The 10,946-nt window shown below is 63.1% G+C and carries 11 protein-coding genes; 6 read left to right on the forward strand and 5 right to left on the reverse strand.

Annotated elements, in window-relative coordinates; all coding sequences use genetic code 11:
• Positions 1-102 precede the first annotated feature (102 nt).
• The 3 genes from ACLEJU_RS09825 to ACLEJU_RS09835 are packed head-to-tail and all read right to left on the reverse strand — an operon-like array spanning position 103 to position 1,127.
• A complete protein-coding gene (locus ACLEJU_RS09825) occupies positions 103-432 on the reverse strand; it encodes a hypothetical protein (protein ID WP_435423339.1) in 330 nt (109 codons plus the stop codon).
• On the reverse strand, positions 429-803 hold the full coding sequence (locus ACLEJU_RS09830) for a phage holin family protein (protein ID WP_435423338.1): 375 nt from the start codon (positions 801-803) through the stop codon (positions 429-431). Before ACLEJU_RS09830 ends, ACLEJU_RS09825 begins: the two co-directional genes overlap by 4 nt.
• A gap of 9 nt (positions 804-812) precedes the next feature.
• Complete coding sequence (locus tag ACLEJU_RS09835; RefSeq protein WP_060508089.1) at positions 813-1,127, reverse strand: DUF883 family protein; 315 nt, start codon at positions 1,125-1,127, stop codon at positions 813-815.
• Between the two features lie 321 nt (positions 1,128-1,448).
• On the opposite strand from ACLEJU_RS09835, the gene ACLEJU_RS09840 reads away from it, so the two are divergent.
• The 5 genes from ACLEJU_RS09840 (at position 1,449) to ACLEJU_RS09860 (ending at position 4,828) form a co-directional block, all read left to right on the forward strand.
• A complete protein-coding gene (locus ACLEJU_RS09840; RefSeq protein ID WP_435423337.1) occupies positions 1,449-2,657 on the forward strand; it encodes an ammonium transporter in 1,209 nt (402 codons plus the stop codon).
• A gap of 76 nt (positions 2,658-2,733) precedes the next feature.
• Positions 2,734-2,973 (forward strand): glutaredoxin family protein, encoded by a 240-nt coding sequence (locus ACLEJU_RS09845; RefSeq protein WP_159409487.1) that lies wholly within the window; start codon positions 2,734-2,736, stop codon positions 2,971-2,973.
• 108 nt (positions 2,974-3,081) lie between these two features.
• Positions 3,082-3,513, forward strand: coding sequence for a D-Ala-D-Ala carboxypeptidase family metallohydrolase (locus ACLEJU_RS09850; protein ID WP_435423366.1), 432 nt, complete (start codon positions 3,082-3,084; stop codon positions 3,511-3,513).
• 71 nt (positions 3,514-3,584) lie between these two features.
• Positions 3,585-3,893, forward strand: a complete 309-nt coding sequence (locus ACLEJU_RS09855) for a transcriptional regulator (RefSeq protein ID WP_435423336.1) — start codon at positions 3,585-3,587, stop codon at positions 3,891-3,893.
• 50 nt (positions 3,894-3,943) lie between these two features.
• The gene (locus tag ACLEJU_RS09860; protein WP_435423335.1) at positions 3,944-4,828 is read left to right on the forward strand and encodes a pseudouridine synthase; all 885 of its coding nucleotides are present in this window, start codon (positions 3,944-3,946) and stop codon (positions 4,826-4,828) included.
• A gap of 156 nt (positions 4,829-4,984) precedes the next feature.
• On the opposite strand, the gene ACLEJU_RS09865 is transcribed toward ACLEJU_RS09860, so the two are convergent.
• Both ACLEJU_RS09865 and acnA read right to left on the reverse strand, forming a co-directional pair.
• The gene (locus ACLEJU_RS09865; protein WP_435423334.1) at positions 4,985-6,550 is read right to left on the reverse strand and encodes a methyl-accepting chemotaxis protein; all 1,566 of its coding nucleotides are present in this window, start codon (positions 6,548-6,550) and stop codon (positions 4,985-4,987) included.
• Between the two features lie 308 nt (positions 6,551-6,858).
• Positions 6,859-9,600: an aconitate hydratase AcnA gene (acnA, locus tag ACLEJU_RS09870; RefSeq protein WP_435423333.1), complete on the reverse strand. Its 2,742-nt coding sequence runs from the start codon at positions 9,598-9,600 to the stop codon at positions 6,859-6,861.
• A 222-nt stretch (positions 9,601-9,822) separates the two neighbouring features.
• On the opposite strand from acnA, the gene rlmM reads away from it, so the two are divergent.
• Positions 9,823-10,887, forward strand: coding sequence for a 23S rRNA (cytidine(2498)-2'-O)-methyltransferase RlmM (rlmM, locus tag ACLEJU_RS09875; RefSeq protein WP_435423332.1), 1,065 nt, complete (start codon positions 9,823-9,825; stop codon positions 10,885-10,887).
• Positions 10,888-10,946 lie beyond the last annotated feature (59 nt).

Raw genomic sequence — 10,946 nt, forward strand, 5'->3', positions numbered from 1 at the left:
GGCGCGGTCTCCTGTCGATCGAAGGGTATAGCTTCCGGTGTCGTGAGCAGGCGTGCAAGGGCTTATGGAGACCGGCCCTGTGGGATCAGGGCCGGAAGGCGTTCAAGGGCGACGGTTGCCCTGCAAGTAGAGGCGCACCAGCGGCAGCAGGCTGGTCCCCAGGCGGACCAGGCGGCTCAGGTTACCGCTGCGTACCCCTTTGCCGGTGAGGAAGCCCAGCGCCACGACGGCGCCGATGCCCCACAACGGCGCATGCTTGATACCCAACCCGCCATGCAGCGAGCTGCCCATCCCGCGCAAGCGCTGCAAGGGTTGCAGCATCTGACCGGACTCGTGGCGAATTTCCTGGCGGTGCATTTCCATGCGCAGGCGCAGCAATGCCTTGCGCAGTTCCCGTGGGTTACGGGTGTTCGGAAGTTCAGGCAGGCTCATGGCAACAGGCGCTCCCGGTCCTTGGCCAGTTCTTCGAGGGTCGCACCAAACGGCGATGACTCATCGAACACGGCAGCTTTCAGGCGCAGGCCGCAGTACAGCGCCGCTACCCCATAGAAGACACACAGGCCGATGATGCCGGCCAGGCGATAGCTGTCCCACAGCAGCACCAGCAGCAAGCCCGAAAGTGCGGTCAGCAGCAGTAACGCGAACACCAGGGCCAGGCCGGCGAACAGCAGTAGGCTGAGGGTGCGTCCTTTCTGCTCCTGCAGTTCAATGCCGAACAGTTCGATATGGCTGTGCAGCAGCCCCAGCAGCGCCGCGCCCAGACGCTTGCCCGAGGCGCTGGTGCCAATGCTGTCATTCTCCATGAGAGCTCCTCAACGCCGATTGGCCAGCAGGCCGATCAATAAGCCGACGCCTGCGGCAATACCAATGGCCTGCCAAGGGTTTTCCTGGACGTACTGTTCGGCACTGCCAAGGGCGGCTTGGCCACGCTCTCGCACCGAGTCCTGCGTCAGTTGCAGGGTTTCACGGGCCTGGGTCAGGCGGTCGTGGATCTGCTCCCGCAGCTCGTCGGCCTGGTCGCCCGCCAGGTTGGCGGTATCGGCCAGCAGTTTCTCGGTATCGCGGACCAAGGCCTGGAAGTCAGCCATCAATATCTCTTGTGCAGTCTTTGCCGATTTGCTGGCCATGGGGCTCTCCCTAAGTAGGTGTGCAAGTGTTGTAGGGCATTCGAGTGACCGAGCGTGTGGAAGGTTCACTAGCGGTGCTGGTATGGGCCTTGCTACTGAGAATTGCCACAACGCGGGGCGTAACCCGGGGCGGTGCGCCGAACCAGGGCGTCGACCCTGGCGGATACCGATAAACCTTAACCCAATCCACGACAAACCCAAGAAAAAACCACGCAGGCTGCGCCCGGTTCGGCAAAACAGGGCAAAAGCTGGCACCGATTCGGTGCAGGGATGCAGGTTCTTGAACTGTCCTGGTGCTTTTTCAGCAGGCCTGCCACTTTCATGGAAAACATGCACAGCGCAATGGACTCCCTCGTCCACGGCTCCAACACCCTGTTCATCCTCATGGGCGCCATTCTGGTGCTTGCCATGCACGCCGGCTTCGCGTTTCTCGAAGTGGGCACCGTGCGCCACAAGAACCAGGTCAATGCGCTGTCAAAGATCCTCAGTGATTTCGCCATCTCCGCGCTGGTGTATTTCTTCATCGGCTACTGGATCGCCTATGGCGTGAATTTCCTGCAGCCAGCGTCGCAACTGGCTACGGACCACGGCTATGCGCTGGTCAAATGCTTTTTCCTGCTGACCTTCGCCGCCGCCATTCCTGCAATCATCTCGGGGGGGATCGCCGAACGTGCCCGTTTCGCGCCGCAACTGTGTGCCACAGCGTTGATCGTGGCGTTCATCTACCCCTTCTTCGAGGGTGTGGTGTGGAATGGCAACTTGGGAGTGCAGGCCTGGCTGCAGGCCTGTTTCGGTGCGCCGTTCCATGACTTTGCCGGTTCGGTGGTGGTGCATGCCATGGGCGGCTGGCTGGCGCTGGCGGCAGTGCTATTGCTGGGCGCGCGGCGCGGGCGCTATCGCGACGGCCGCCTGGTGGCCTTCGCACCGTCGAGCATTCCGTTTCTGGCGCTGGGCTCGTGGATCCTGATCATCGGCTGGTTCGGCTTCAACGTGATGAGTGCCCAGACCTTGCAGGGCGTCAGCGGCCTGGTGGCGATCAACTCGCTGATGGCCATGGTCGGTGGCACCCTGGCGGCGTTGCTGGCCGGGCGCAACGACCCGGGCTTCCTGCACAACGGGCCGCTGGCGGGGCTGGTGGCGATCTGTGCCGGCTCTGACCTCATGCACCCCATCGGTGCGCTGGCCACCGGTCTGGTGGCGGGAGTGCTGTTCGTCTGGAGTTTTACCGCTGCACAGAACCGCTGGAAGATCGACGATGTGCTCGGTGTGTGGCCACTGCACGGCTTGTGCGGGCTGTGGGGAGGGATCGCTTGCGGGGTGTTTGGCCAAGCGGCACTAGGGGGGATGGGCGGGGTCAGCCTGATCAGTCAGCTATTGGGCAGCCTGGCGGGCGTCCTGGTCGCACTGATCGGTGGTTTTGCCGTGTATGGCCTGATTCGCCAACTGCATGGCCTGCGTTTGAGCCATGAGCAGGAGTTCCAGGGCGCAGACCTGTCGCTGCACCGGATCGGTGCCACCAGCCAGGATTGAGCAGGGTCAGGTGCAGAGGGGGCAGGACAGACTTAGAATAAGTCTCTTCCTACAGCCAAATCGGGTCTTGCCCACCATGCTGCCTGAATGCCAACTCTTCGGTACCGTCGGGTGCCACTTGTGCGAAGTGGCCGAAGCCGTGCTGATGCCCTTTGTCGAACACGGCTTGCTGATCGAGTTGGTCGACATCGCCGATGACCAGGCGTTGTTCGAGCGGTACGGATTGATCATTCCGGTGTTGCGGCGCAGTGATACTTCGGCAGAGCTGCACTGGCCATTCGATGCCGAACAGGTAGTGGCCTTCCTCGCCCAGTGACGGGCAGCGGGAATGCTTGCCCTCGTGCATGGCCTGCAGGCCAGAAATGAAGATGACGGACCGTTGAATGGTCATCGGTCCTTTTGCATTTTCATCGAGAGCCCCGCCATGCTGATCACGCCACATTTCGCCCTGGAAGAATTGATTACTTCGCAAACTGCTGCGAGAGAAGGGTTGGACAACACCCCTCCACCTGAAGTCTTGAGTAATCTGCGCCTGCTTTGCCAAGCGCTCGAGCAGGTCCGGGTGTTGTTCGGGTGCCCCGTCATCGTCAGCAGCGGATACCGCAGCGCGGCGGTCAATTCGCGCGTCGGCGGGACGCGAGGCAGTCAGCATGTGAAAGGCCTGGCTGCCGATTTCACGGTGATCGGCGTAGACAACCGGGAAGTGGTCAGGCAGGTAAGCAAGAGTGATGTGGCGTTCGACCAGCTGATCCTGGAATTCGACAGCTGGGTTCACCTGTCGGTGTCAGCAGCCGCGCCGCGCCGCGAGGTGCTGACCATTCGCAAGGGCACAGGCTACCTGCCAGGCTTGCAGTAACGTTCAGGCTAATTGACGGAGCGGTGTCGCTCTTCGTATGCTGTATATAAATACAGTATAGAGGTAGACCCATGCTCAACGTCGAGCAACTCAAGTACAGCGTCAACCGTATGCCGGTGGAGCGGGTGTGCGACGCCGTACTGGAATTGCGCGTCGAAGGCCTGGTCACCGATGACCGCACGCCGTTCGGCAAGGTGCATTTCAACACCTGTTTTGCCGAGATCGAGGCCTTGTTCCAGCGTGCCGGCTACCACCGGGGGCTGGATGTCGTGGGTTACCAGGGCCTGGTCTATGCGCTCTATGACCCTGGGCGTTGGGAACCCGTGCAGGTACTGCGCTGGTTGAAGGCGCATAGCGAGGGGATGGTCGAGGCTGGTTGAGGCACCGGGCTTGGGGGATAATGGCCGGCTTTGATAGCTCGAGCCTTGCCATGACCACGCCTTTCGACCCCGCTCACCAGCAAGCCAGCACGGTCTGCCTGCCGCCCGGCAACTGGGCGACGGTACTCGATTGCCTGTGCGACCATTTCAAGGCCATCGAACGCGCGCAATGGCTTGACCGCTTCGCGCGGGGCCGGGTGCTCGATGCCGAGGGCAGGGCGATTGCTGCCGACTTGCCCTACCGGCGCGGCATGCGCCTTCACTATTTTCGCGAAGTGCCCAACGAGCGGCCGATTCCGGTGCAGGAAACCATCCTGCATGTGGATGAGCACCTGGTGGTGGCCGACAAACCGCATTTCCTGCCGGTAACGCCAACCGGTGAATACGTCGAGCACACACTGTTGCGCCGCCTGATCCGCCGCCTGGGCAACCCGCACCTGGTGCCGTTGCATCGCATCGACCGGCACACCGCCGGGCTGGTGCTGTTCTCCGCCAATCCGCAGACGCGCAGCGCGTATCAACGTTTGTTCCCGGAGCGGCGGATCGACAAGCGCTATCAAGCCATCGCTGCCGCTTTGCCGCAGCATGCGTTTCCTTTGGTGCACAAGAGTCGCCTGGTGCATGGCGAGCCGTTCTTCCGCATGCACGAAGTGGCAGGGGAGGCCAATAGTGAGACCTTTGCCGAAGTGCTGGAGAAAAATGGCGAGTTGTGGCGCTATGGGCTGTCGCCGGTAACGGGCAAGACGCATCAGTTGCGTGTGCACATGGCGGCGTTGGGGGCCGGGATCTGCAATGACCCGTTCTATCCCGAGTTGCTCAAGGAAGAGGACGACTATCAGCGGCCGTTGAAGCTGCTGGCGCAGAGCTTGCGATTCGCCGATCCGTTGACCGGCGAGGAGCGCTACTTCGAGAGCCGGCTGACATTGGACTGGTAAGACGCCTGTACGCGATCTGTGCAGGAGCGGCCTTGCGTCGCGAAAGGGCCGCAAAGCGGCCCCGGCAATCTTGCAGTAGGGCAAAAATCTGGGGCTGCTTCGCAGCCCTTTAGCGACGCAAGGCCGCTCCTACAATAATCGCGTAGGCAATGGCCGTTAGCGGTTGAACCGTTCCACCAGCGAATACTGGCCGCCGGCAGTGCTGGTCAGCTCTTCGCTGAGCAGCGCCGAATGCTGCGCCTGCTCGGCTGTCTGGTCGGCCAGCTGGGCGATGGTGCTGATATTCCGGCTGATCTCGTCGGCCACTGCAGTCTGCTCTTCGGTGGCGGCGGCGATCTGGGTCGCCATGTCTGTGATATTAGCCACTGCTTCGCTGATCCCGACCAGTGCCTGGTCGGCCTGCATGACGCGCTCGACGCCTTCCTGGGCCTGGCGGTGGCCGGTTTCCATGGTCAGCACGGCGTTGTTGGCCGTTTGCTGCAGCTTGGCGATCAGGCCGTGGATCTGCCCGGTCGATTCGGCAGTGCGTTGGGCCAGCTGGCGTACCTCGTCGGCGACCACGGCAAAACCACGGCCCATCTCGCCGGCGCGGGCCGCTTCGATGGCGGCATTGAGCGCCAGCAGGTTGGTCTGGTCGGCGATGCCCTTGATCACATCGACCACACCACCGATCTCGTCACTGTCCTTGGCCAGTTGGGTCACGGTCTGGCCGGTTTCGCCCACGGCGCTCGACAGGCGCTCGATGGCATCGCGGGTTTCCCCGGCGATCTGCCGGCCCTGGCTGGTCAGGCGGTTGGCTTCCTGGGTGGCGTCAGCGGTGCGTTGCACGTGGTTGGCCACTTCCTGGGTGGTGGCGGCCATCTGGTTGACGGCGGCGGCGACCTGTTCGGTCTCCACGCGCTGGCGCTCCAGGCCCGACGAGCTCTTGTGTGCCAAGGCATCGGACTGGCGGGCCTGGTCGCTGAGGTGCTCGGCGCTGTCCTGCAGGCGGGTCAGGCAGGTCTTCATGCGCGCGTCCTGGCTGAGCATGGCCATTTCCAGGCGCGCCTGCACCCCACGGCTGTCGGTGTACATCTGCGCGATCAGCGGGTCGGAGGTGGTCTGTTCGGCCAGGCGCAGCAGGCGCTTCAGGCCGCGTTGCTGCCAGCTCAGGCCGAGCAGGCCGAGCGGTACCGACAGGCCGGCGGCGAGTGCGAAGCCCCAGGAGTGACCGAGCCAGTTGCCAATCAGGAAACCGACCTGGCTGATCAGGATGAACGGCAGCCAGTCCTGCAGCACCGGCAGCCAGCGATCCCGGCGTGGGATGGCGGTCTTGCCGTCGTTGATGCGCTGGTACAGGGCCTCGGCACGGCGGATCTGCTCGGCGGTCGGTTTGACGCGCACCGACTCGAAACCTACGACCTGGTTGTTCTCGAAAATCGGTGTGACGTAGGCGTTGACCCAGTAGTGGTCGCCGGATTTGCAACGGTTTTTGACGATGCCCATCCACGGCAAGCCTTGCTTGAGGGTTTGCCACATGTGGGCGAACACCGCCGTCGGCACATCGGGGTGACGCACCAGGTTGTGGGGGGCGCCAATCAGCTCTTCGCGGGTGAAACCGCTGATCTCCACGAAGGCATCGTTGCAGTAGGTGATCACACCCTTGGCATTGGTGGTGGAGATCAACCGTTGTTGGGCAGGGAAAGTCCGTTCCCTCTGGGTAATCGGCTGGTTGTTGCGCATGAGCTGAATAGTCCGTAAGGCTTTCGACAGATATCGGCAAGCCACTGGTTTTATTGAATGGATATTTAAATTACTTGATTTGGGGCAATTGGCCATCACCGCGATTGCAGTATGGCCGACCGCCGTCCAGTGTTGGGAAGGTGGGGTTTTTGCCTGCGTTCATGACCGTTAGATGACATTTCGAGTCAATGATGACCGACCGGCCATCAAAGTGCTACCGGCAAATGACAGACTTTTCTTGTGGGCATGCGCCTCCAGCGCCGCAGGCGCGGCGCTGGAGGCAACGGGCACTGGACGGGATCAGCGGGTCAATTGCGAATCATCTGCCGCAGCACATAATGCAGAATCCCCCCTGACTTGAAGTACTCCACTTCGTTGAGGGTATCGATCCGGCAGAGGACTTCGATCTGCTGCTGTTGCCCATCCTCGCGGGTGATCCGCAGCGGCAGGCTCATGCCGGGTTTGATCTGCGCATCACTGAGGCCCAGCAGGTCGATCTGCTCCTTGCCGGTCAGCCCCAGTTGCTTGCGGTTCTGCCCGGCCTTGAACTGCAGTGGCAGCACGCCCATGCCCACCAGGTTGGAGCGGTGAATGCGTTCGAAACTTTCCGCCAGCACGGCCTTGACCCCCAGCAGATTGGTGCCCTTGGCCGCCCAGTCGCGGCTGGAGCCGGTGCCATATTCCTGACCGGCGATCACCACCAGCGGCGTGCCCTCGGCCTGGTAGCGCATGGCGGCGTCATAGATCGACAGCTTTTCGCCGCTGGGCACGTACACCGTGTTGCCACCTTCTTCGCCCGCCAGCATCTCGTTGCGGATGCGGATGTTGGCGAAGGTGCCGCGCATCATCACCTCGTGGTTGCCGCGCCGCGAGCCGTAGGAGTTGAAGTCTCGCGGCTCCACGCCCTTGCTGCGCAAGTAGCGCCCGGCCGGGCTGTCGGCCTTGATGTTGCCGGCCGGTGAGATGTGGTCGGTGGTGACCGAGTCACCGAGCAGGGCCAGGATACGCGCACCGCGGATGTCCTTGATCTCGGGCAGCGGCCCGCCGATGTCATCGAAGAACGGAGGGTGCTGGATGTAGGTGGAGTTGTCCTGCCAGACATAAGTCGCCGCCTGCGGCACCTCGATGGCCTGCCATTGCGCATCGCCGCTGAATACTTCGGCGTATTCCTTGTGGAACATCCTGGTATCGACCTTGGCCACGGCGTCGGCGATCTCCTGCTGGCTTGGCCAGATGTCGCGCAGGTAGACGGGCTTGCCGTCCTTGCCCGTCCCCAGTGCATCCTGGGTCAGGTCCATGCGCACGCTGCCGGCCAGCGCGTAGGCCACCACCAGCGGTGGTGAGGCCAGCCAGTTGGTCTTGACCAGCGGGTGCACGCGGCCTTCGAAATTGCGGTTGCCCGAGAGGACCGAGGCGACCGTGAGGTCGGCACTGCCGATGGCTTTTTCGATGGCATCGTCCAGTGGCCCGGAGTTGCCGATGCAGGTGGTGCAGCCATAGCCGACCAGGTCGAAGCCAAGCTGGTCGAGAAAAGGGGTAAGCCCCGCGGCCTTGTAATAATCGGTCACCACCTTCGAGCCGGGGGCCAGCGAGCTCTTGACCCAGGGCTTGCGCTGCAGGCCTTTTTCCAGGGCCTTCTTCGCAACCAGGCCGGCCGCCATCATCACGCTGGGGTTGGAGGTGTTGGTGCACGAGGTAATCGCTGCGATCACTACGGCGCCGTCGCGCAGAGTGTAGGTCTGCCCTTCATGGTTGTAGTCGATTTCGCCGGCCTGATCGGCGTTGCCGACCGCCACGCCGCCACCGCCTTCACTCTCCAGGCGGCCGACCTCCTTGGCCAGCGGCTTGGGCTGCAGTTCGATGAAGTGGTCGAAGGCCTGGTGGACCTGGCCCAGGGCGACCCGGTCCTGTGGCCGCTTGGGCCCGGCCAGGCTGGCCTCGACGTCCTGCATGTCCAGGGCCAATGTGTCGCTGAACAGCGGTTCCTGACCAGGCAGGCGCCACAGGCCCTGAGCCTTGCAATACTGTTCGACCAGTTGCACCGTTTCGCTTGGCCGACCGGACAGGCGCAGGTAGTCGAGGGTGACCTCGTCGACCGGGAAGAACCCGCAGGTGGCGCCGTATTCGGGGGCCATGTTGGCGATGGTCGCGCGGTCGGCCAACGGCAGGTCGGCCAGGCCGTCGCCGTAGAATTCGACGAATTTGCCCACGACACCTTTCTTGCGCAGCATTTGCGTCACGGTCAGCACCAGGTCGGTGGCGGTGATGCCCTCGCGCAGCTTGCCGGTGAGCTTGAAACCGATCACTTCGGGGATCAGCATCGACACCGGCTGGCCGAGCATGGCCGCTTCCGCCTCGATGCCGCCCACGCCCCAGCCGAGCACGCCGAGGCCGTTGATCATGGTGGTGTGCGAGTCGGTACCGACCAGGGTGTCGGGGAAGGCATAGGTGCGTCCATCGGCTTCGCGGGTCCATACCGTGCGCCCGAGGTATTCCAAATTGACCTGATGGCAGATACCAGTGCCCGGTGGTACCACGCGGAACTTGTCGAAGGCGCTCTGGCCCCAACGCAGGAAGGCATAGCGCTCACCATTGCGCTGCATTTCGATGTCGACGTTCTGGGTAAAGGCCTGCGGCGTGGCGCAGCGGTCGACCATCACCGAGTGGTCGATCACCAGGTCCACCGGCGACAGCGGGTTGATCCGCTGCGGGTCGCCGCCGGCCTTGGCCATGGCGGCGCGCATGGCGGCCAGGTCGACCACAGCCGGCACGCCAGTGAAGTCCTGCATCAACACCCGCGCCGGGCGGTACTGGATTTCACGGTCGGAGCGGCGCTCCCGCAGCCAGCCGGCAAGGGCGCGCAGGTCATCGGTGCCGACGGTCTTGCTGTCTTCCCAGCGCAGCAGGTTTTCCAGCAGTACCTTGAGCGACATGGGCAGGTGCTGCAGATCGCCCAGCTGCCGGCTGGCTTCGGCGAGGCTGTAATAGTGATAGGTGCGGTCAGCCACCTGGAGGGTCTTGAGGGTGTTCAGGCTATCGAGCGAGGGCATTGCCAACTCCTTGTGCGGCGGGGCCCGGCCCGGCGGGTTGTGGCCGGTGCCACCGCGCTGTTTCGGTCCGCACGGCACGGACCTGGCTGAATGGTCAGGTTAGCTCCGTTTGGTGCCCCTGACTCTTTTCTGGACCGGCGGGGCATGTCGCAGGTTCCGATCTTCCTTTATCATCGCCGCCCTGCCGGCGCCCGTAGTGCGCCAGCCGTAGTGGAGTGAGAGATGAGTACCCTGTTCATGCATTGCCGGCCCGGTTTCGAGGGTGAGGTCTGCGCCGAGATCAGCGAACATGCCGCCCAGCTGGGTGTGGCCGGTTATGCCAAGGGCAAGCCGCAGAGCGCTTGTGCCGAGTTCGTCTGTGCCGAGGCCGAAGGTGCCGAGCGCCTGATGGCCCAGCTGCGCTTCGCGCAGCTGATCTTCCCGCGCCAGTGGGCGCGAGGCACGTATATCGAGCTGCCGGAAACCGACCGCATCAGCGTGCTGCTGGCGCATCTGGCCGAGCACCCGGTGTTCGGCAGCCTGTGGCTGGAGGTACTGGACAGCAACGAAGGCAAGGAGCTGTCGACCTTCTGCCGCAAGTTCGAAGTGCCGCTGCGCAAGGCCCTGGAAAAGGCCGGCCGCCTGGTCGACAACGCCAGCCTGCCGCGCCTGCTGCTGACTTTCATCAGCGGCCGCCGGGTATTCGTTGGCGTGGCCGAGGCGAACAACAGCGCGCTGTGGCCGATGGGCATCCCGCGCCTGAAGTTCCCGCGTGAGGCACCCAGCCGTTCGACCCTCAAGCTGGAGGAGGCGTGGCACCAGTTCATCCCGCGTGAGAAGTGGGAACAGCGCCTGAATGACGACATGACCGGGGTCGACCTGGGTGCTTCGCCGGGTGGCTGGACTTACCAGCTGGTGCGCCGTGGCATGTTGGTGACCGCCATCGACAACGGGCCGATGGCTGAAAGCCTGATGGACACCGGGCTGGTACAACACTTGATGGCCGATGGTTTCACTTGGCAGCCGAAGCAGCCGGTGGATTGGATGGTCTGCGATATTGTCGAGAAGCCGGCGCGTACTACTTCGTTGATCGAGACCTGGCTGGGCGAGGGGTTGTGCCGTGAGGCGATCGTCAACCTGAAGTTGCCGATGAAGCAGCGTTATGCCGAGGTGCGCCGGTTGCTGGACCGTATGGAGGCAACGTTCAAGGCGCGCAAGGTCAAGGTGTCGATTGCCTGCAAGCAGCTGTATCACGACCGTGAGGAAGTGACGTGCCATCTGCGCAGGCTGGACCTCAAGCCACGCTGACCCCCGTACTGCTTTTGCTCTGCTTTTGCTCTGCTTTTGCTCTGCTTTTGCTCTGCTTT

The sequence above is a fragment of the Pseudomonas sp. SMN11 genome, from assembly GCF_052041945.1.
GTDB lineage: Bacteria > Pseudomonadota > Gammaproteobacteria > Pseudomonadales > Pseudomonadaceae > Aquipseudomonas.